The 20,638-nt window shown below is 73.2% G+C and carries 16 protein-coding genes; 14 read left to right on the top strand and 2 right to left on the bottom strand.

Translation table 11 applies throughout. The annotated features are described in order from the left end of the window. Positions 1-78 precede the first annotated feature (78 nt). The 4 genes from ACIQVD_RS13930 to ACIQVD_RS13915 all read left to right on the top strand — a co-directional run bounded on the left by ACIQVD_RS13930 (position 79) and on the right by ACIQVD_RS13915 (position 3,183). Positions 79-468: a DUF1508 domain-containing protein gene (locus tag ACIQVD_RS13930; protein ID WP_400685935.1), complete on the top strand. Its 390-nt coding sequence runs from the start codon at positions 79-81 to the stop codon at positions 466-468. Then, positions 465-878 (top strand): hypothetical protein, encoded by a 414-nt coding sequence (locus tag ACIQVD_RS13925; RefSeq protein ID WP_402288889.1) that lies wholly within the window; start codon positions 465-467, stop codon positions 876-878. Before ACIQVD_RS13930 ends, ACIQVD_RS13925 begins: the two co-directional genes overlap by 4 nt. 436 nt (positions 879-1,314) lie before the next feature. Beyond that, positions 1,315-2,346, top strand: coding sequence for a substrate-binding domain-containing protein (locus tag ACIQVD_RS13920; protein ID WP_400685931.1), 1,032 nt, complete (start codon positions 1,315-1,317; stop codon positions 2,344-2,346). Between the two features lie 252 nt (positions 2,347-2,598). Further along, entirely contained in the window at positions 2,599-3,183 is a 585-nt protein-coding gene (locus tag ACIQVD_RS13915; RefSeq protein ID WP_400685928.1) for a hypothetical protein, read from the top strand. Between the two features lie 102 nt (positions 3,184-3,285). Here ACIQVD_RS13915 and ACIQVD_RS13910 read toward each other — a convergent pair whose 3' ends face one another. Further along, positions 3,286-3,636 (bottom strand): PRC-barrel domain-containing protein, encoded by a 351-nt coding sequence (locus ACIQVD_RS13910; protein WP_111552672.1) that lies wholly within the window; start codon positions 3,634-3,636, stop codon positions 3,286-3,288. A 226-nt stretch (positions 3,637-3,862) separates the two neighbouring features. Here ACIQVD_RS13910 and ACIQVD_RS13905 point away from each other — a divergent pair, with 226 nt between their 5' ends. The 8 genes from ACIQVD_RS13905 to ACIQVD_RS13870 all read left to right on the top strand — a co-directional run bounded on the left by ACIQVD_RS13905 (position 3,863) and on the right by ACIQVD_RS13870 (position 14,121). Further along, a complete protein-coding gene (locus ACIQVD_RS13905) occupies positions 3,863-4,471 on the top strand; it encodes a hypothetical protein (protein WP_402288884.1) in 609 nt (202 codons plus the stop codon). Positions 4,472-4,711: 240 nt separating this feature from the next. Continuing rightward, positions 4,712-7,210: a hypothetical protein gene (locus tag ACIQVD_RS13900; protein WP_402288882.1), complete on the top strand. Its 2,499-nt coding sequence runs from the start codon at positions 4,712-4,714 to the stop codon at positions 7,208-7,210. 111 nt (positions 7,211-7,321) lie between these two features. After that, the gene (gene pstC, locus ACIQVD_RS13895; protein WP_100835057.1) at positions 7,322-8,338 is read left to right on the top strand and encodes a phosphate ABC transporter permease subunit PstC; all 1,017 of its coding nucleotides are present in this window, start codon (positions 7,322-7,324) and stop codon (positions 8,336-8,338) included. Between the two features lie 13 nt (positions 8,339-8,351). Continuing rightward, entirely contained in the window at positions 8,352-9,647 is a 1,296-nt protein-coding gene (pstA, locus tag ACIQVD_RS13890) for a phosphate ABC transporter permease PstA (RefSeq protein ID WP_402288879.1), read from the top strand. Between the two features lie 26 nt (positions 9,648-9,673). Beyond that, positions 9,674-11,386, top strand: coding sequence for a substrate-binding domain-containing protein (locus ACIQVD_RS13885; protein ID WP_402288877.1), 1,713 nt, complete (start codon positions 9,674-9,676; stop codon positions 11,384-11,386). A gap of 157 nt (positions 11,387-11,543) precedes the next feature. Further along, on the top strand, positions 11,544-12,485 hold the full coding sequence (locus tag ACIQVD_RS13880) for a sortase (RefSeq protein WP_402288875.1): 942 nt from the start codon (positions 11,544-11,546) through the stop codon (positions 12,483-12,485). 35 nt (positions 12,486-12,520) lie between these two features. Next, positions 12,521-13,402 carry a phosphate ABC transporter ATP-binding protein gene (locus tag ACIQVD_RS13875; RefSeq protein WP_402288873.1) on the top strand — a complete coding sequence of 294 codons (882 nt, stop codon included), beginning with the start codon at positions 12,521-12,523 and terminating at the stop codon, positions 13,400-13,402. 167 nt (positions 13,403-13,569) lie between these two features. Then, a complete protein-coding gene (locus ACIQVD_RS13870) occupies positions 13,570-14,121 on the top strand; it encodes a YceI family protein (protein ID WP_400685909.1) in 552 nt (183 codons plus the stop codon). A gap of 100 nt (positions 14,122-14,221) precedes the next feature. On the opposite strand, the gene ACIQVD_RS13865 is transcribed toward ACIQVD_RS13870, so the two are convergent. Next, a complete protein-coding gene (locus ACIQVD_RS13865; RefSeq protein WP_402288869.1) occupies positions 14,222-14,713 on the bottom strand; it encodes a hypothetical protein in 492 nt (163 codons plus the stop codon). 422 nt (positions 14,714-15,135) lie between these two features. Between ACIQVD_RS13865 and ACIQVD_RS13860 the strand changes: the two genes are divergently transcribed. Both ACIQVD_RS13860 and ACIQVD_RS13855 read left to right on the top strand, forming a co-directional pair. Next, positions 15,136-19,746 (top strand): AAA domain-containing protein, encoded by a 4,611-nt coding sequence (locus ACIQVD_RS13860; RefSeq protein ID WP_402288866.1) that lies wholly within the window; start codon positions 15,136-15,138, stop codon positions 19,744-19,746. Beyond that, entirely contained in the window at positions 19,743-20,585 is an 843-nt protein-coding gene (locus tag ACIQVD_RS13855) for a hypothetical protein (protein ID WP_402288865.1), read from the top strand. The genes ACIQVD_RS13860 and ACIQVD_RS13855 overlap by 4 nt, the downstream gene beginning before the upstream one ends. The last annotated feature ends 53 nt before the right edge of the window (positions 20,586-20,638 follow it).

Genomic DNA, 20,638 nt, shown 5'->3' with positions numbered 1-20,638 from the left:
CCACGCGGGGCGGCAGGGCGTTCGGTGGCGCGGCCGGGGAACGGTCGTGGTCCGGCAGACGATCCGGGGGTAGCGGCGGTGCGCGGGGAGGGCCTGTTCACGGAGCGGGCGCCGAACGGGCGGTTCCAGTGGCAGCTCAAGGCGATGAACGGCCGGGTGGTGGCGGTGTCCTCCTCCGTCCACGAGTCGTCCGCCGACGCCGAACGGGCGTTCGCGGAGCTGGTCGCCCTGGGGCCGGCGCTGGTGGCGCGGATCACCCATGTCCGCGACGGGCTGGGCTGGACCTGGGTGGTGCCCGGGCCGCGCGGTAATCCGTTGGTCAAGTCGAGCCGGGCGTACGAGCGTTACGCGACCTGCCAGAACGCGTTCCGGCGGTTCATGGCGCTGGTGGCCCGGATGGCGGCGGAGGAGGCGGTAGCGGCGGAGGCCCCCGCCCCCGCCCCCGCCGGGTCCGGGGACGGTTCGTGAGCACGGTGGAGACCGGCCGCGGCCCCCGGCTGGTGCCGGTGCGCGGGGCGGACGGCCGGGTGGGCTGGTCGCTGGTGGCCGCGAACGGCAGGCGGCTCGCCTCGGCCGTCCGCGCCTACCGCAACGACCGCGAACTGGCGGCTGGAATAGGGGAGTTGCTGGCCGAACGGGCGGCCCTGCGGTTCGTCCTCGGCCAGCGCGAGGACCGGCTCTGGGTCTGGACGGCGCACCTGCCCGCCCGTACCACCCGGGCCGGCGCGGGCGGCGGCGAGGCGATCGCCCGCAGCGCCCGGGGCTACCTGCGCCGCGACCAGTGCCGGCAGAGCGTGACCGCCTTCCTCCAGGGCGCCGACCACGTCCAGCGGCTGCGCCGCCTGGGCGGCGGCTCGGCCCTGTCGCCCGGCTGGTAGGCGTACCAGGGCCCATCAACCCCCTTGCGAAGGGGGCCGATTGGCGTGCCCCGAGGGTGGTCGGCCGGAGTCGTCCTCGGCCTCCGGCGCCGGGCCGGAGGCCGCCCGGACGGATGCGGGCCAGTGGTGGAGGGTTGCGCGGGACTGGTGCAGCGGGAGTGAAGCGGAGATGGCCGGGGTGACCCCGTGGGCACACCTGGAGAAGAACGCCTCCGTGGTGCGAAGGACGGTCGACGGACCGTCAAACACCTTGCTGAGCAGGGTATTTACGAGAGCAGGCGGATCGTCGGCGGCGGGGCGGCCGGGGGAGGCGGTGCTTCCGGACGGCGGGCGGTCGCGGCGAGGATCACTCCGCCGGGAAGCCGCGGAGCTCTCCGGCACCGGGCCCCGCCAGGCCCGGTCCAGCTAGGACTTTCCTTGATGGAGGAACAGGACCATGCGTCACACCGCTGCCAAGGCGTTCGCGGCCGCCGCGATGACCGCCGCCGCTCTCGCCACCGTCGCCGTCCCGGCGATGGCTGACCCGGCCACGGGTGTCACCCCGGCTGCCCAGGACATCGTCGGTGCCGGCTCGGACACCACGCAGGCTCTGCTCAACCAGTTCTCGGTCGACTACAACGCCACCCTGGGCGCGGGTTCCACCCTGCCGCACCTGTACAGCTGGGACGCGACCGGTTCGGCCACCATCACCCCGAAGGCCGGTGCCGGCACCATCACCCGCCCGAACGGCTCCGGCGCCGGCATCTCCACGCTGAACGCCACCACCAGCACCACCCTGGACTTCGCGCGCTCCTCCCGCACCCGGCAGGGCACCGACCCGGCCACCATCCTGTTCGTGGCGTTCGCCAAGGACGCGGTGACCTGGTCGGCGAAGTCCGGCGGCAACGCCCCGACCAACCTGACCACCCAGGACCTGAACGACATCTACTCCTGCAAGGCCGGCAAGACCAACTGGTCGAACTTCGGCGGCACCGCCGGCACCATCAAGCCCTACCTGCCGCAGCTCAGCTCCGGCACCCGCTCCTTCTTCCTGGGCGCCATCGGCAACCCGGTCCTGGGCGCCTGCGTCGTCAGCGGCCCGGAGGAGAACGAGGGCACCGACGCCGCGCTGAACGACCCGAACGTCATCTTCCCGTACTCCGTCGGCCACTGGGTGGGCCAGGCCAACGGCCACACCACCGCCACCGACGACAAGGGCAGCCTGACCCTGCGCAGCATCAACGGCGTCGCCCCGCTGACCGGTACCGGCACCCTGAACGCCGCCTTCGCCAACCCGACCTACGGCCGGGTGCTCTACAACGTGGTCCGCGCCGGCGAGTGGAACGCCAGCCCGGCCACCACCCAGAGCACCGCCCTGCGCGCGATCTTCGGCCCGACCGGCTACATCTGCTCCACCGCCGGCCGCGCCAGCATCACCAGCTACGGCTACCTCAACCTGGCCGCCGCGTCCTGCGGCTCGACCATCTGACGCTCCCGCACCGGGTCCGTCGCCCCCCCCCGCACCACCCGCCGCCCGTCCCGGCCACACCCCGGGACGGGCGGCGGCCCTTGGCGGCACCAGGTACGACCACGCACCAATCACGCGCCACGCCTCATCAAGCACCACGTGTCAGCACGCACCACGCGCCATCACGCAGCACCGTCCCGCGCCACGCGCCGCCACGCACCACGCGCCACCATGCACCGGGTGCCACCGCGCACCCCGTCCGAAGGAGCCACGATGTCCCGTCTCACCGTCCGGATCGCCGCCGCGGCCGCCGGCCTCGCCCTCGTCGCCACCGCCGCCTCCGCCACTTCCGCCTCCGCCGCCCCGGCGGCCGGCAACGCGGTGATCAACGAGAGCAACGCCTTCTTCCAGCAGGCCGCCCAGGCCGGCATCGTGGCCGTGCCGCTGCCCACCGCCACCGCGGGCTACAACGCGACCACCGGCCTGTCGGCGAGCTTCCCGGTGACCGACGGCACCGGCGGCCTGCGCGACTTCTTCGGCGGCGTCCAGCTCGGCGGCGGCCTGCTGTTCGTCGACGCGAAGACCGGCAGCGCGGTCTCCTTCCACCAGCTGGCCTTCTCCTTCGAGGACTGGACGCTGACCGCCGTCCCGGACGGCTCGACCACCCCGGTGGCGCTGTTCGACCCGGCCGGTGACAACGCCATCAACTACAGCGGCACCACGCAGAACCTGACCGCCACCTCGCTGGTCCTGGACGCCGCGGGGGCCCAGTACCTCGACACCAGGCTGCACACCGCCTTCTTCGCGGCGGGTCAGAGCGTCGGCTCCTTCACGGTGGCCTACACGCCCGCCTCCTGACGCTCCGCCAGGCCGATTCGTCAGGTCGGCCCGACGGCACGGCAACGCCGGGGCCCCGCGCGTATCACGCGCGGGGCCCCGGCGGGTGGGGGACGGGCCGGGTCAGATGGTTCCGCCGCTGTAGTAGCCGCCGAGCTGGTCGCGGTAGGCCGGATCGTCGGTGTGGTGGCCCGCGTCGCGGGCGGGCGAGTTCTTCACCTCGTCCTTGGAGCGGTTCACGTACACCGCCTGGTCCTCGTGGTCGATCCGGGTGATGGTGCCGGCCGGGAGCAGCACCTCGTGGCCGAAGATCCACGGGCCGGTGTCGACCACGATGTAACCCGCGTCGACGTCCTCGGTGTGCTTGTCGACCTTGCCGATGTGGCCGTCGGTGGCCTCGACCCGGTAGCCGGTCAGGTCCGAGCCCGCGGTGTAGCCCTCGGCGCCCTCGTAGCCCCACAGTCCGCTGGTCACAGCTGCCTCCTCGTCGGTGTGCGTCGATCGTCTGCTGGACACTCGACTGCCCCGGACCCGGTCGATCATGCCTCCGCGGGACGGACAGGACGGACAGGGCGGACGGAACGGACGGGGCGCCGGGAGGGGGTGTCGGCGGGTGCCGGGGTGCCGGGAGAGGACGGGACGGCGGCGGCCCGTGGCGTGCCGGATCGGTGCGGCGGTGCGACGGGCTTAGGGTCGCCGGGTGGACGCATCCCCGGAGCACGGACAGCAGCACGAGCGGGAGCCTGGGCAGGAGCACGCGCAGCGGCACGGACGGCAGCACGCGCGGGACCGGCCGCCCGCGCCGGAGCGGAGCGGGCACCGCCCCCGCCGCTGGCGGGAGGTCTCCCCGACCCGGCGCGGCCTGGTGCTGGCGTGGTGGGGCTTCACCCTCACGTTCGGCTTCCTGCGGCTGCTGACCTGGCTGATCCACATCGACGCCGCCGGGGTGGGCAACGTCTCGGCGGGCGGCGTCCACATCCACCACTACGTCTGGGGCATCCTCATCCTGATGGTGGTCGGCGCGCTGGGCCTGGTCGAGCGGTCGGCGCGCTGGCGGACCTGGATGGGCCTGGCCTACGGCATCGGCACCGCCCTGGTCATCGACGAGACCGCCAACCTGATCGACCTGAACGACGTCTACTGGGAGGACGCCGGCTGGGTCAGCATCGCCGTCGCGCTGATCGTCATCGGCATCGCGGGCAGCGCCCTGGCCCTCACCCACCGGGACGAGACCGGCCCCGACGGGGCGGGAGACAGGGCGGGAGACGGAGCGGCGGACGGGGAGGCGGACGGGGAGGGGAAGGACTGACGCCGGGCGGCAAGCGCAGCGCTCCCCGCCCGTCCGACGGATTCCGGACGGGCGGCCCGCGTTTCTGACGGTACGCCAATTGGCTTGATTCGAGCACTAATTGGGGTCTCGTACACCTGGTGGACAGCGAACGGCCAGGCGGGACTGGCCGAATGGCGTCGGGGCGGCCGGACGGCGGCTCCGCTCCCTGTCACCCGTGCGTGCCCGATTCGGCGCGCCGTCGCCGGAGGTGCTGCGCCGATGAGAACCCGCCCTTGGGGGCCGAGAACCGGATCGCGTCCGTCGCGGACCTACCTGGCGGCCGTGCTGGCCTGGGCGGTGGCCGCCGCCGTGGTCTTCCTGCCGCTCGGCGGACCGGGGGTCCAGCCCGCCCTGGCGGCCTCGGGGAAGACGGTGGAGGGCCCGGCCCGGTTCGACCCGAACACCTGGACCGACGGCCCGCGGGGGACCGTCACCGTCTCGCAGGTCAACGACCTCAGGAACCAGGTGGTGCACGTCAGTTGGACGGGCCTCACGCCGACCGTCGACTACATGGGCCAGCCCGTCCAGGTCATCGCCCCGCTGGCCCGGGACGCCTACTACCCGGTCCGGATCTACCAGTGCCGGGGCGAGGACCCGAAGGTCACCGACTGCTACGGCTCCACCCTGTACGGCGGTGACCCGGCCGGTGGCTTCCTGCAGGAGCCGCCCGCGGCCGGTCCGGCCCCGGAGTTCCCGTCGAACGCGGTGATCGCGGCGACCCACCCGGACGGCACCGGCGAGGCGGACATCGAGCTCTGGACCGCGGCGCAGAGCCAGGGCCTCGGCTGCGACGCCACCCACAGGTGCTCGCTGGTGGTCGAGCCGAACTACGGCGGCGACTCGATCGGCGCCAACAGCTACCCCGACGTGGTGATCAACTGCGACGACCACTCGCTCGACATGGACTTCAGCTTCGACACCGCCACGGACGCCTCGTTCCTGCTCCGCCCGAGCGGCACCAGCTTCCTCTCCGGCGAGTCCTGCGCCTGGAAGCGGCACGTCACCATCCCGCTGGAGTTCGCGCCGACCCCCGACGCCTGCACCGCCGGTGACGCGGACTTCTCCGCGATCGGCCTGGAGATGGCCGACCGGGCCATGCAGCAGTGGCGCACCGGCAGCTGCCTGGACCGCGACCCGCTGCGGGTGCAGTACTCCGTCGGCAACGGCGAGCCGCAGGCCCGGGCGGCCTTCCTGCGCAGGTCCGGCGCGGACGTCGCGCTGACCTCGGTGCCGAGCACCGACCCGCCGACCCGCCCGTACGTCTACGCGCCGCTCGCCAACAGCGCCATCTCGGTGGTCTTCGTCATCGACGACAGCGCCACCCACCGGCAGGTCCGCCGGGTGCGGCTCAACCAGCGGCTGCTGGCGAAGATGCTCACCCAGACCTACCGCTACTACAACGACGACGACACCGACACCGTCCGGGGCAACCCGCTCTGCCTGTTCGACGACGAGGAGTTCCGCGAGCTCAACGCCGACGCCTCGCCCGGCGTGACCTGGCCCGGCTGCGGCAACCTCGCCAACACCGAGCCGGTGGTGGTCGGCGGGACCACCGACCTGGTGCACCGGCTGACCGAGTGGATCGTCGCCGACCCGGACGCCGCGCAGTTCCTCCAGGGCGCCCCCGACCGGTGGGGCACCCACGTCAACACGAAGTTCCTGCCGTCGAACTTCACCGGCTACCCGGTCGACTCGTTCCAGGCGCTGGACTACACCGGCCAGAACAACCACAAGCAGTACGAGTGGAACCCCGTGCTGGGCGGCCTCGGCCAGGTGCTGCGGATGGTGCTGGAGAACCGGCTGTCCTGCCAGCTGCCCTACGTCAACGCGGACGGCCAGCACGAGAAGTGCTCCGCCATGGCCCCCGGCAGCCGGGCGCTGTTCGCCGTCATGGACAGCGGCAACGCCCAGGCGATGAGCCTGCCCGAGGCCGAACTGCCCAACCCGGCGGGCGGGTTCACCACACCGACGATCACCGCGATGCAGGCCGCCGCGGACGACATGCCGTTCGACGAGGCCACCGGCACCCAGCAGCTCCCGTACGGCGACGCGGGCTCCGCCTACGCCAAGGACCCGAAGGCGTACCCGCTGACCATGGTGCAGTACGCGATGCTGCCCACCGACGGCCTCGGCCAGGCCAGGAGCGCCGCGGTGAGCACCTTCGTGCGCGACGTCACCGACCCCGCCAAGGGCCAGGTCTACGGGCGGGCCGCCGGACAGCTCGCCCTCGGGTACGCGGGCCTGACCAAGGCCCAGCTCGCCCAGGCGAAGGCCGCCGCCGCCCACGTCGCGGCGCAGGACGGCGGCACGCCGAGCAAGCCCGCCGACACCGGCACCGGGGACGGCTCCGGCTCCGGTTCCGGCTCCAACGGCGTTGGCTCCGGCGGGAGTTCGGGCGGCAACGGCAGCGTCGGCGGCACCACCGCCGGCGGCGGTACGGGCGGTGCGGACGGCTCCGGCGGCACCCCCGCGCAGAGCGCCGCCGCCCCCGGCACGCCCGGCGGCAGCCCCTCGCCCGGCCTGGCCGCCGCCCCGGTCGGACAGGCCGCCGCCGACCGGGCCGGGACGGCCCGGCTGCTGCTGCCCGTGATCCTCGCCGTCGGCGCCGTCCTGCTGGTCGGCGGACCCGCCGCGCTGTTCCTCGGCGGCACCGCCGCCGGCGCGAACCTCCGGCGCGGCACCGGGCGGCTCTGGTCGCGGCTGACCCGCCGTAGCTGACCCGCCGCAGCCGACCCCGCCCCGCCGGACGGGCGCCCCGCGCGCCCGTCCGGCGACCACCGGCCCGTCCGGAACACCCCAGGAACCCTCACCGCGCCGAGAGTTGACACCATGACAGCCGCCGTCCAGCCGACGGACACCCGCGTCCCACCGCCGACGCCCGACCCCGACCGGCCCCGCCCGATCAGCGCCCCCGCCTCGCCCGCCGACCGCGCCTTCCGCGGCGTGCTGCGCGCCGCCGGCCTGTCGGTGTTCGTCCTGATGGGGCTGATCGCCTTCTTCCTGCTGATGCGCGGCACCGAGGCGCTGCGCGCGGTCGGCTGGTCCTTCCTCACCGAGCAGAACTGGCGCACCGCCGCGCACACCTTCGGCATCGCCGCCGTGCTGCCCAACGGCATCCTGATCGCGGTGATCGCGCTGTGCATCGCGGTGCCGGTCTCGCTCACCGCCGCGCTGTTCATCTCCGAGTACGCGCCGGTGCGGCTGCGGCCCGCGCTGGTCTCGCTGGTCGACCTGATGGCCGCCATCCCCAGCATCGTGTACGGGCTGTGGGGCCTGTTCTTCCTCCAGCCGCGGTTCGTCGGCCTGTGCCGCTGGCTGGCCAACCACCTCGGCGGGCCGCTGCCGTTCCTGGAGGTGCGCACCGGCGACACCCCGACCTCGTACACCTCCTCGACGTTCATCGCCGGGACGGTGGTCTCGCTGATGATCATCCCGATCATCACCTCGCTCAGCCGCGAGGTGTTCTCGCAGGCCCCGGCGGGCGAACGGGAGGGCGCCTACGCGCTCGGCTCGACCCGCTGGGGCATGGTGCGCACCGTGGTGCTGCCGTTCGGGCGCGGCGGCGTGATCGGCGCGGTGATGCTCGGCTTCGGCCGGGCGATGGGCGAGACCATCGCCGTCGCGCTGATCATCTCCCCGGTGTTCCGGATCTCCTGGCACGTGCTGGAGAACGGCGGCGGCTCGATCTCCTCGCTGATTGCGCTGCGCTTCAGCGAGTCCGACGGCCTCTCGCTGTCCGCGCTGATGGCCGCCGGCCTGGTGCTGTTCGCCCTCACCCTGCTGGTCAACGTGGCCGCCGGGTTCGTCATCAGCCGGTCCCGGTCCGGCGCCTCGACCTCGGACTGACCGGAGGACCCCGATGCACCCCACACCCCCCGACACCGCCACCGACGCCGCTCCCGCCGCCGCCACTGTCACCGCCGACACCGACACCGACACCGACACGGCCGCCGCCACCGCCCCGCCCGAGCAGCGGCGGATCAGGCTCGGCGGCACCACCCGCGAGGAGGTGCTCACCCTGCTGGGCGCCGCCACCGGCTCGCTCGCCCTGGACTGGGTGCTGTACGAGCGGGTGCTGCCGTTCAGCGGCGCGTTCGGCTTCCTGCTCTGCTGGTACCTGCTGTTCCTGGCGGTGTACACCGCCGCCGGGCGGCTCCAGTGGGACGCCCTGACCGTCCGCGAGCGGCTGGCCACCGCGCTGGCCTGGAGCTCCGGCCTGCTGGTGCTCGCCGTCATCGTCGAGCAGATCGGCTACGTCGCCGTCCGCGGCCTGGACGCCGCCCGGCACTGGAACTTCTTCACCGAGACCATGCGCACCACCGCCCCGCTGTCGCCGATCACCTCCGGCGGCTGCCTGCACGCCGTGGTCGGCTCGCTCGAACAGCTCGGCCTGGCCACCCTGTTCTCGGTGCCGCTGGGCATCCTCACCGCCGTCTTCCTGGTCGAGGCCGGGACCACCCGGCGCGGCGCCCGGGTGGTCAAGCCGGTCCGGGTGCTGGTCGAGGCGATGACCGCGCTGCCGTCCATCGTGGCCGGCCTGTTCGTGCTCGGCGTGGTCATCCTCACCCTGGGCGCCGAGAAGAGCGGACTGGCCGCCTCGCTCGCCCTCACCGTGATGATGACGCCGATCGTCACCCGCGCCGCCGAGGTCGTCGTCCGGCTCGTCCCCGGCACCCTCAAGGAGGCGTCCTACGCGCTCGGCGCCTCCCAGTGGCGCACCGTGTGGCACGTGGTGCTGCCCACCGCCCGGCCCGGACTGACCACCGCCGTGGTGCTCGGCATGGCCCGCGGCGTCGGCGAGACCTCCCCGGTGCTGCTCACCGCCGGGTTCACCGCCCGGATGAACCTCGACCCGCTGCACGGCAACCAGGCCAGCCTGCCGCTGTACGTCTGGAACTACGTCAAGCAGCCCTACCCCGACATGGTGGCCCGGGCGTTCGCCGGCGCGCTGACCCTGATGGCCGTGGTGCTGGTGCTGTTCGTCACCGCCCGGGTGCTGGGCCGCCACCGCGCCCCCGCCGACCGGCCCACCCGCCGCCCGCCGCGCCGGGCCCGCACCGCGGGCACCGCGCCCGTGGCCGTACCCGCAGCCGTACCCGTACCGGCAGCCGCACCCGTCCTGGCCACGACCGCGTCGGCGGTGGAGAACCGATGACACGTCACAGAAGGAAGACCCGTCCCGTGCGACTCCGTCACCTGGCCTCGGCGCTGCTCACCGCCGCGCTGGCCCTGCCCACCGCGCTGCTCGGCGCGACCCCCGCGCACGCCGCGACCTCGCTGAACGCGGACGGCTCCAGCTGGGCCGGGCCGGCCATCGACCAGTGGCGGCGCGACGTCGGCCCGATGGGCATCGAGATCGACTTCAACCCGGTCGGCTCGGCCGCCGGGCGCGTCCAGTGGTCCATCGGCCAGGACGACTTCACCGCCTCCGACGTGCCGTTCCGCAGCAAGGGCGACAGCGGGGTGGACCCCGGCAAGCAGGGCAGCGGCCTGGGCGGCGCGGAGAACCCGCAGTACGGCTTCTCCTACGTCCCGATCACGGCCGGCGGCACCGCGCTGATGTACCACCTGGAGCTCGGCGGCAAGAAGATCACCGACCTGCGGCTGTCGCCCGACACCGTCGTCGGGATCTTCACCAACCGGATCACCTCCTGGGACGACCCGAAGATCACCGCCGACTACGGCAAGGCGCTGCCGAAGATCCCGATCACCCCGGTGGTGCGCTCCGACGGCTCCGGCGCCACCGCCCAGTTCACCCGCTGGATGGAGCACACCCACCAGGCCGAGTGGGACGCGTACTGCACCAAGGTCAACGGCGTCAGCTGCGGCGACTACACCGAGTTCTTCCCGCCGTCCGGCCGGATGACCGCGCAGAACGGCTCCGACGTGGTCGCCGGCTACATCCAGTCGCCGACCGGCATCGGCGCGATCGGCTACGACGAGTACGCCTTCGCCAAGCGCAGCAACTGGCCCGTCGTCAAGGTGCTCAACCCGGCCGGGTACTACACCCTGCCGACCGCCTCCAACGTCGCGGTGGCGCTGACCGCCGCGAAGATCCGCGGCGTCGACGACAGCACCTCGCCCGACGACCCGGACTACCTCCAGCAGAACCTCGACGGCGTCTACAACAACGGCGACGCCCGCTCCTACCCGATCTCCTCCTACAGCTACCTGATCGTGCCCCGGGCGAACGCCTCCCGCCCGGTGCCGCCGCGCTTCAACGACGCCAAGGGCAGCGCGCTCAGCCGCTACCTCGCGTACGTGCTGTGCGCCGGACAGGGCGAGGCCGACGACCTCGGCTACTCGCCGATCCCGCGCAACCTGGTGCGCGGCGGACTGCTCCAGACCCAGCACATCCCCGGCAACGCCAGCCCCGTCGACCCGAACACCCTCACCAACTGCCCCAACCCGACGTTCAACTCCGCCGGCGAGCTGACCGTGCTCAAGAACGCCCCGCAGCCCAGCCCCTGCGACAGGAAGGGCAGCCCGCTGGACTGCACCGTGCAGAACGGCCAGCCGGTCAAGACCGGCAGCGCCAACTCCGTCTCCGGCAAAGCCGGTTCCGGCAGCGGCGGCGCCGGTGCCGGTGGGACGGGCGGCGGCACCGGCGGGACGGGCGACACCGGCGGGACGGGCACCGGCGGGGCCGAGGGCGCCCAGCCGGTGATCGACCCGCAGACCGGCGAGGTGCTCGACGCCGGCAGCGGCGGCTCCGGCACCGGCGGGGGCACCGGCGGCGCCGCGCCCGCCGCGGTGGTCGCGCTCGGCGGACGGCCGCAGGACTGGCTGCTCTCCACCCTCACCGCGCTCGAACTGCTCGGCGTGGTCGCCGTCCCCCCGCTGCTGGCCGCCTGGTGGCGCCGCCGCGACCGGTCGGCGGGCGGCAGCCGGTGAACCCCGCCACGAGGACCGCCATCCGCGCCGCGGACGCCGTACCGGTGGTGCCAGCCGTACCGGCTGGGCCTGCCGCGCCGGTGGTGCCCGCCGCAGGTGCCGCGGTCCCCGCACGTTCCGCATCCGCCGCATCCGTCGCAGTCGAGGAGACCAGCAGATGACCGCGCCCGCCCTCGAACGGCCGTCCGCGGCCGTACCGGGACCGCTGCCCGCGTCCGCGTCCGCGTCCGCGTCCGCGCCGGAGAAGAACGCCGGGGGGTCCGGCTCCGAGCCGGTCCCCGGCGGGCCCCGGTGGCGCCTGCTGCCGGCCGCCGCCCGGGCGGTGACGCTGGCGGCCGTGCTGCTGCTCGGCTTCGCGGGCTACCTCTTCGCGCTGTCCGGCCTCCAGGAGGCCCGCCACCAGTCCACCGCCTACGCGACCCTGCGCGACCGGCTGGCCAACGCCACCGCGCCGACCGGCCCCACCGAGGACGGCGCGCCGCTGGCCGTCCTCGACATCCCGGCGCTCGGCCTGCGCCAGGCCGTGGTGGTCGAGGGCACCACCGGCCGCGACCTGATGCGCGGCCCCGGGCACCGGCGCGATACCGTGCTGCCCGGACAGCCCGGCGTGGCCGTCCTGTTCGGCCGCTCCACCGCGTTCGGCGCGCCGTTCGCCGACCTCGGCCGGCTCCGGGTCGGCGACCGGATCGACGTCACCACCGGCCAGGGCAGCTTCCACTACACCGTCAACGCCCACGGCGACGGCGACCACCCGATCCAGGACGCCGCGCCCAACCGGCTGGTGCTGGTCACCGGCGACTCCGACTGGATCCCCACCAGCACCGTGCTGGTCGGCGCCCGGCTGGACGGCGACCCCGAACCGGCCGGTGCGAAGCGGCCCGCCACCACCGCCGCCGACAAGGCGCTGGCCGCCGACAAGGGCGCCCTGTCCGCGCTCCAACTCTGGTCGCTGGCCCTGCTGCTGGCCGTCGTCGCGGCCGTCGTCACGACTCGCCGCTGGCGCCGCGCCGCCGCCTACCTGTGCTTCGCGCCGGTGGTCGCCGCCCTGCTCTGGTCGGTGTACGAGAACGCCGCCGCGCTGCTCCCCAACGTCTACTGACACCCTCCGGCTTTCCGGGAAAGGACCGCCCCCCGATGACCGAGACCGCCCAACCCCCCTTCCCCGTGCAGAAGTTCGGAGACCAGGACGACCCGCCCACGGTGCCGCTGCCGCCGGTGGCCGCCGCGCCGCCGGAGCGCCCGCTGTCCGGGCTGGAGACCCGCGAGGTCACCGCCTGGTTCGGGCAGCGCAAGGTCCTCGAACGGGTCTCGTTCGCGATGCGGGCCGGTGAGATCACCGCGCTGATCGGCCCGTCCGGCTGCGGCAAGTCCACCTACCTGCGGATCCTCAACCGGATGCACGAGATGGTGCGCGGCGCCGCGCTGGCCGGGGAGGTGCTGCTCGCCGGGGAGGACGTCTACGCCCCCGGCCGCCGCCCCGCCGAGGTTCGCCGCCGGATCGGCATGGTCTTCCAGCGCCCCAACCCGTTCCCCACCATGTCGCTGTACGACAACGTGGTCAGCGGGCTCAAGCTGGCCGGCATCAGGGCGGGCCGCGAGGAGCGCGACCACCTGGTCGAGTCCAGCCTGCGGCAGGCCGGGCTCTGGGACGAGGTCAGCAACCGCCTGGGCACCCCCGGCGGCGCGCTCTCCGGCGGCCAGCAGCAGCGCCTGTGCATCGCCCGTTCGCTCGCGGTCTCCCCGGAGATCCTGCTGATGGACGAACCCTGCTCCGCCCTCGACCCGACCTCCACCCGCCGGATCGAGGAGACCATCGCCGAACTGCGCCACCGGGTCACCATCGTCATCGTCACCCACAACATGCAGCAGGCCCAACGCGTCTCCCAGTCCTGCGCGTTCTTCCTCGCCACCCACGACACCCCCGGCCGGATCGTCGAGTCCGGCCCCACCGAACGCCTCTTCACCGACCCGGCCGACCAGCGCACCGCCGACTACGTCAACGGCCGCTTCGGCTGAGCCCGCTGACGAGCCGTCGGCGAACCTCCGGCGGTCCCTCGTCGGCCCGCCGACCGCGTGTCACGAGGAGCCGAGCCGGGCCGAACGCCTAGCGTTTGCGGGGGACCGGGGCGAGCAGCCGCCGGCCCCCCCCGCAAACGCACCGCCGCGAGAAGAGAGCGCAGACCATGACCGTCAGCCTGCCCGAGCTCACCGGGGACTACGTCCTCGACCCGACCCACACCCGGATCGGGTTCGTCGCCCGCCACGCCATGGTCACCAAGGTGCGCGGCGCCTTCCACCAGTTCGAGGGCAGCGCCCACCTGGACGGCGCCGACCCGGCCGAGTCCACCGGCCAGGTGGTGATCAAGACCCAGAGCATCGACACCGGCGTCGAGCAGCGCGACCAGCACCTGCGCACCAACGACTTCCTGGACGCGCCGAACTTCCCCGACATCACCTTCCGCACCACCCGGGTCGAGCAGAAGTCCGACAGCGAGTACCGGGTCACCGGCGACCTCACCATCAAGAGCACCACCAAGCCGGTCAGCATCGACTTCGACTACACCGGCAACGCCGTCGACCCCTACGGCAACCTCCGGGTCGGCCTGGAGGGCTCGGTCACCATCAGCCGCAAGGAGTTCGGCATCACCTGGAACGCCGCGCTGGAGGGCGGCGGCGTGCTGGTCGGCGACAAGGTGGTGCTGGAGTTCGACGTCTCCGCGATCAAGCAGAGCTGACGGCACCCCGGGGCCGCCCCCGCCCACCCGGACGGGGGCGGCCCACGCGCGTCCCTCGGCCAGGATCAGGACCGTCGGGCGGGCGAGAGCGCGACCGCCTTCAGCAGAGCGTTCGCGGTCTCGGTGGAGGTCGGCGACGGGTGGGCGCCCGCCAAGACGGTGGCGTCCGGGCGCCGGTCACCCGCGTCAGCGCGGCGAACACCTCGCCCCGCTGCGGGGCGGTGACCATCGCGGTGAGCTGGGCGTTCGTCAGCGGTGGCGTGAGCCGCCTCATCTGGATCGGCTCGCCACTGGACTCGGCTACGTGCACCCGGTGGCCGTCCGACGCGGCCCAGAACGCCCGCCACTCCAGGCCGCCGTCGGTGATCCGGCTACGGAGCTTGTCGATCACCAGCAGCGGGCCGTCCGGGAGCACCGTCCGCGCGCAGGAGTCCGTCAGCGTCTGGAACGCGTCCAGGCAGCCCAGCTGGTCGATCCGGTCGGCGGTGTGCTGCACGGTGACCTCGATCAGGCTCGCGCCGGACCCGTCGTCGAAGGTCAGCACCGTCCCCAGCCGGTGCGGGTCGCGGTTCCCCGACCATGCGCCGTCCACCGGCCGGACCGTTCCGCCCGGCAGGTAGTACCCGGTCAGCTGGTTGAACCGCTGATCCGACAGCCGCGGGCGCGCCGGGACCGCCGGGGCGTCCGCGCCGAACGGCAGGTGCCCGCCGCTGCCTCGCTTGCCAGCCGTCCGTGCACCGGCTCGGGCGTCAACTCGGCCACGCCGCCCAGCACCCGGGAGAGGGCCACGGTCAGTTCGTCGTCAGTGGGCAATGGTGCGGCACCGTCTTCTGGGCCCGACGGCACGTGACATCTCGCCGGGCTCGGATCCGGGACGGGAAACGTCTGGCAACAGGTGGAAACGCACCGTGTCCAAGCCATTGCACAGGGTAGATCGAGCCACTTTTTCGGGAGCTGCTTCCGGCCGGGCCCCTCGTGGCAATCCTGGAACGTTCGTCACCGACCGAGGGGAGAATGGTGGACGTTCCACACCTGCATGCACGGAACCCGGAAGTCATCGGCCGCACGGCCGCGCTGCTCGGATTCCTGCGCGAAGTGGTGCAGAGCGGGACGCAGCGTTCGAGGGACACCCGTTCCTGGGGACAGCTGTGGCTGTGCGACCTGCCGGCGGCTGTGGCTCCGCCCAACGGGCAACCCGACCGACCGCTGCTCGTCCTCGACCACGTCCCGCAGAGCGCCCCGCCCGAGATCCCGGCCGAACTGCTCGGCTGGCTGGACACCAGGGACGTGGAGAACCCGGACACGGACCCGCCGCTCGCCGAGCAGGGCCCGGAGCGCCAGCCGGCCGCGGACCGCGGTCAGTGGCAGGACACCGGGGCGACGCTCGAGCGGCGCGTCGCGGACGAGGTGCTGCGCTCGTACGGAAACTGGCTGACCCGCTGGCGGCGGTGGGCCGAACGCGAACGCGCGGACCGGCCGCTGCGCGAGCTGTACGAGACCGTCTACCGCTGGCACCAACGCCTGGTACAGCAGGACGACCAGGTCGAACTGGTCCTGGGAACCGGTCTGTTGACGTGGAGCGATCCGCGTGGGGCGGTACTGCACCGTCACGTCTTCACCCGCCGGGCGGTCACCGAGGTGGACCGGCGCACCGCACGGATCACCGTGCGGCTGTCCGGCGACGGCGAGATGCGCCTGGAGGACCAGGACTTCCTCGACAGCGACGACGGCCTGGTGCCCGAACGCTCCACGGCCCTGGCCGAGGAACTGTCGGCCGACCCGGTGCACCCGCTGAGCGAGGAAGCGCTCGAGTGCCTGACCAGGTGGCAGGAACTGGTGCTGCCCCGCCCGGTGTCCTTCCACGCGGGCTGGCGCCCGCCCGCCGCACCGGAAGTGGCCTTCCGCCTGACCTTCGCGCCCGCGCTGATGCTGCGCCCGATGAACCGCAACGCGGTGCTGCGCTGCTACGAACGGATCGCCCAGACCGTGGTGGCGGAACGCCAGGCACCGCTCGGCCTGGCCCAACTGGTCATGACCATCGGCCCGCAGGCCCGGGCTGAGTGGAGCGCCGACTCCGCCCGCGGCCTGTTCGACGAGGAACCGCTCTTCCCGGGCAAGACCAACGCCCAGCAGCGGGCCGTGCTCGACCGCCTCCAGCGCGACACCGGCGTGGTGGTCCAGGGCCCGCCCGGAACCGGCAAGACCCACACCATCGCCAACCTGCTCAGCGCGCTGCTCGCGCAGGGGCAGCGGGTACTCGTCACCAGCGCCCGCGACCACGCCCTGACCGTGCTGCGCGACAAGCTGCCGCCGGCCGTCCGCGACCTGTGCGTACTGCTGCTCAGCGGTGCCCGGCAGGACGGCGCGGGCGAACTCGAACGGACCGTCAACGCCCTAAGCGATCAGGTCGCGTCCGGCGACCCGGGCCAACTGCGCGAGGAGATCCGGCGGCTGACCCAGCGCCGGCAGGAAGTGACCAGCCGCCGCAAGCTGCTGACCGAACAGGTCATCGCGCTCCGGGAGGCCGAACTCTACCGGCACCCGGAGGTCGCGCCCGGATACTCCGGCACCCTCGCCGCGATCGTCCGGCAGGTCCAGGACGCCGCTCCCGCCCTGTCGTGGATCGGCAGCCTCTCCGACCACGCGCCGTCCGCACCGCCGCTCACCGCGCTCGAAGCGGAGGAACTGCTGGTCCTCCTCCGGGAAGGCACCGCGGACCTGGCTGCCGGACCGCTGCCGCCCTCCCCGGCGACCCTGCCGACCCCGGGGCAGGTGGCTACCGCCGTGGCGGACGAGTCACCGGACACCGGCCTCCCGGACGAGGCCGCCGACCTGCGCAACCGGCTCACCGCGCTCGACACCCCGACCACCGACCACCTGGTCGAACTGCTCGCCTCCGGCCGGGCCCTGCTGCACCGGATCGGCGCACCGTGGGAGGCCGCGCGCTGGGGCGGCGCCGAATGGTCCCGGCGCGCCCTCGCCGACCGGCTGGCCCGCCGCCGAAGCGACCTGTGGGACCGGGTCGCGGAGGCCGGGGCGGCGCTCGCCGCCGTCGCCGACGGACTCGCCCGGGCAGGTGTCCGAACCGTCGTCCTGCCGGAGACCCTCACCGCCGAGCAGGCCAGCCTGATCGTCGCGGCCGTCCCCGAACTGCGCGCGCACCTGGCCGGCCGGCGTGGTCTGCGCGGTCTGATCGTCCCGAAGGCCCAGCGCCAGGTCCGGGAACTGCTCGACACCTGCCGGGTCGACGGGCGCCCGCCCGCCGACGCCGCCGATCTCGACGCCGTGCACGCCCACCTGCAGGCCCACCGCACCCTGGCCACCATCGCCGTGCGCTGGGCGCAGGTCGACGCTCCGCTGGAGGACGGGCCGCTGGAAGTACGCCTGGCGACCCTGCGGGAGCGCTACCGGCACCTGGAGTCGGTAGCGGCCTTCGGCGGCCTCCGGGAACGGGTGGACGACCTGCTGGTCGGACGCGGCGTCTACCTCGATCTGACGACCCCTCGGCAGTGGGACCACTTCACCTCCGCGGTGTCCGCCCTGGCCGGCCGCCAGCGGGCCGAGGACGCCGCCGCCCGACTCGCAGCCTGGGAGCGCTCCCTGCGCGGCGGGAGCGAGGGCCACCCCCCGAACCCCGAGTCGCTGGCCATGGCGCAGGCCCTCGCCGACCGGGACCTCGACCGCTACGGCAAGGAACTCGACGCCTACACGACGGCCCACGCCAGGCAGCGGCAGGCACGGCGCTGCGCGGAACTGCTCGACGCCCTGCGCGCGGCGTCCCCCGCGCTGGCCAACCGGATGGTCGCGGAGTGCCACGACCCGGCGTGGGACGACCGGACGGCGCGCCTCGCCGACGCGTGGGCATGGGCGGGAGCCTGCCGCTTCGTGCACGAGGAGCGGGCCCCCGGACGGGAGCAACGGCTCGACGCGGAACTCACCGAGTGCGAGGCCAAGCTCGAGGAACTGACCGGGGACCTGGCTGCTGCCAAGGGCAGACTGCACTGCCTGCAGCGGATGACCCCGGAACAGCGCTCCGCCCTGCAGGCGTACCGCAGCCACATGGCGTCCTACGGCAAGGGCAAGGGCAAGATCGCCGCTCAGTTCGGGGCGGCCGCCCGCAGCGCCATGCAGGTCGCGCAGGGGGCCGTACCCGCCTGGGTGATGCCGATCTCCCGGGTCGCCGAGATGATCGAACCGCGCCAGGACGCCTTCGACGTGGTGATCGTGGACGAGGCCAGCCAAGCGGGCATGGACGCCCTGTTCCTGCTGTGGCTCGCCCCGCGGATCATCGTGGTCGGTGACGACAAGCAGTGCACCCCGGCGGTGGCCGGCTTCGGCCGCGTCCAGCAGATCCAGGACCGGCTCACCGCGCACCTCCCGGACGTCCCGCGGCACCTGCGGCAGCTCTACACGCCACAGTCCAACCTCTACCAGCTGCTGTCCACCTTCTTCCCCTCGACGATCCGGCTCCAGGAGCACTTCCGCTGCATGCCGGAGATCATCGGCTGGTCCTCGGCGATGTTCTACAACCCGCCCGGGCTGATCCCGCTGCGGCAGTACGGCGGTGAACGGCTCGATCCGCTGCTGACCCACTATGTGGCCGACGGGGTCGCCGAAGGCCGGGACCACCGCATCCGCAACCCCCGGGAGGCCGAGGCGATCGTCGACCGGCTGACCGCATTCACCACCGATCCCGCCTACGAGGGCCGGACCATGGGGGTGATCGTGCTCCAGGGCGGTTACGGCGGCCAGGTGAAACTGCTGGAGCAACTGATCGAGCAGCGGATCCCCGCACCGGTCCGGGAGAAGCACCGCATCCGGGTCGGTACCCCCGCGATGTTCCAGGGCGACGAGCGCCACGTCATCCTGCTGTCGATGGTGGTCGACAAGGTCCGCAAGATCGCCGGAGGACTGCGCAGCGAGCAGCAGGCGTACAACGTGGCCGCCAGCCGGGCCCAGGACCAGATGATCCTGTTCTACTCCGTTCCTCCGGACCGGATGAAGCCGGGAGACCTGCGGCTGAGCCTGCTCGGCTACATGCAGAACCCGCCGGCCGCGCTGGCGGAGGCCGATGACCTCGGCACCGTGCTCCCCGACGTGCCGCGCAAGCCCTTCGACTCGCTGTTCGAGCAACAGGTCTACCTGCGGATCAAGGAACGCGGCTACCACGTCGTCCCGCAGTACCCCGCGGGGAACAAGCGAATCGACCTGGTGGTGATCGGCGCCCGCGGCAGGCTCGGCGTCGAGTGCGACGGGGACCACTACCACTCCACGCTGGACCAGCTCCGGCACGACCAGCAACGCGACCGCGAACTGCAGCGCGTCGGCTGGCGTTTCTGGCGGATCCCGGAGAGCGAGTTCCGGTTCGACCCCGACCAGGCGCTGCTCGGCCTCTGGCAGGAACTCGACCGGCTGGGCATCGCCCCCGCGACCTACCGGCCCCGCCACGGTGAGGGACCCGCTGGAGAACAGCCGCCCTGGCAGCCGCTGATCCTGCCCGAGACCGACGACCAGGCCGACGACCAGACCGGTGACCAAGGGGAGGAGCCGGCCGCCCTCCCGACCGACCCAGACTCCGACCGCCCCGGCCACTCCGACCGCACTCCCGACGAAGGAACCCGATGACCACCGACCGCACCCTGCCGCTCGACGAGAACACCGTGGCCGAACTCGCCAGGGTGGTCACCGGCGACGACGACCTCTACTACCGGAAGGGCTACGAGATCGAGGGCTTCCTGCGCCGGGCCGGCTGGCAGGACGTCCCCGCGTACGACGGCCAGTACCGACGGGAGTGGGCCCTCGAACTGCTGATGGAACGACGCGACCGGCCGGACGAGATCGAGAAGGTGCTGCTCCGCCTGGCCGACGCCCGCGAATACCTCGACGAACCCGAACTCCTGACAGAGGTGATCGCCGCGATCAACTCCTTCCTGGTGCACGAAGGACTCCGACTGGAGTCGCGCGGCAGCGGCCCCCGGCTGCTGGTGTGCGACCCGGCACTGGCCCATCCCTCCGAGTACGGGGCGACCGAACTCAAAGCGGCGATGACCGACATCGTCCGCGACCCCGCGATGGTCCTGCTGCTGCAACGGCGCCTGGACGAGGCCCGCACCTGCTACGCCCACGGCGCGCACGTGGCGGCCATCGTCATGCTGGGCAGCCTGATGGAGGGCGTCCTGCTGCAGACCGTGGTGGAACGGGACCGGACACTGCTGGGCAATACGGCACCGCGGAACGTGAGGTTCGAGACCCTGATCGACCTCTGCCACAAAGCAGGGTGGATCGACGGCGACGCCCAGAAGTTCAGCCACGTACTGCGCCACTACCGGAACTTCGTCCACCCGGACCAGGAGTCCCGCGAAGCGCACCGCCCGGACCGGGACACCCTCGGCATCTGCTGGCAGGTGGTGAACGCCGCGCTCAACGACCTCGCGGCCTCGGCGAACGGACCGGGCGGGAAATAGCCGACGGCCCGATCGTGCACGTCGGCCCCGGTGGCAGCCGCCCCGGGGCCGAT

The organism is Kitasatospora sp. NPDC090308 (assembly GCF_044769485.1).
Classification (GTDB): Bacteria; Actinomycetota; Actinomycetes; order Streptomycetales; family Streptomycetaceae; genus Kitasatospora; species Kitasatospora fiedleri.
The sequence above is the reverse complement of the archived record's forward strand: the minus strand, read 5'-3'. Positions and strand labels throughout refer to the sequence as shown.

Coding starts and splice junctions, on each gene's coding strand:
- ACIQVD_RS13920 (WP_400685931.1), top strand. CDS start 1,315: ATGCGTCACACCGCTGCCAAGGCGTTCGCGGCCGCCGCGATGACCGCC.
- ACIQVD_RS13915 (WP_400685928.1), top strand. CDS start 2,599: ATGTCCCGTCTCACCGTCCGGATCGCCGCCGCGGCCGCCGGCCTCGCC.
- ACIQVD_RS13900 (WP_402288882.1), top strand. CDS start 4,712: ATGAGAACCCGCCCTTGGGGGCCGAGAACCGGATCGCGTCCGTCGCGG.
- pstC (WP_100835057.1), top strand. CDS start 7,322: ATGACAGCCGCCGTCCAGCCGACGGACACCCGCGTCCCACCGCCGACG.
- pstA (WP_402288879.1), top strand. CDS start 8,352: ATGCACCCCACACCCCCCGACACCGCCACCGACGCCGCTCCCGCCGCC.
- ACIQVD_RS13880 (WP_402288875.1), top strand. CDS start 11,544: ATGACCGCGCCCGCCCTCGAACGGCCGTCCGCGGCCGTACCGGGACCG.
- ACIQVD_RS13875 (WP_402288873.1), top strand. CDS start 12,521: ATGACCGAGACCGCCCAACCCCCCTTCCCCGTGCAGAAGTTCGGAGAC.
- ACIQVD_RS13870 (WP_400685909.1), top strand. CDS start 13,570: ATGACCGTCAGCCTGCCCGAGCTCACCGGGGACTACGTCCTCGACCCG.
- ACIQVD_RS13860 (WP_402288866.1), top strand. CDS start 15,136: ATGGTGGACGTTCCACACCTGCATGCACGGAACCCGGAAGTCATCGGC.
- ACIQVD_RS13855 (WP_402288865.1), top strand. CDS start 19,743: ATGACCACCGACCGCACCCTGCCGCTCGACGAGAACACCGTGGCCGAA.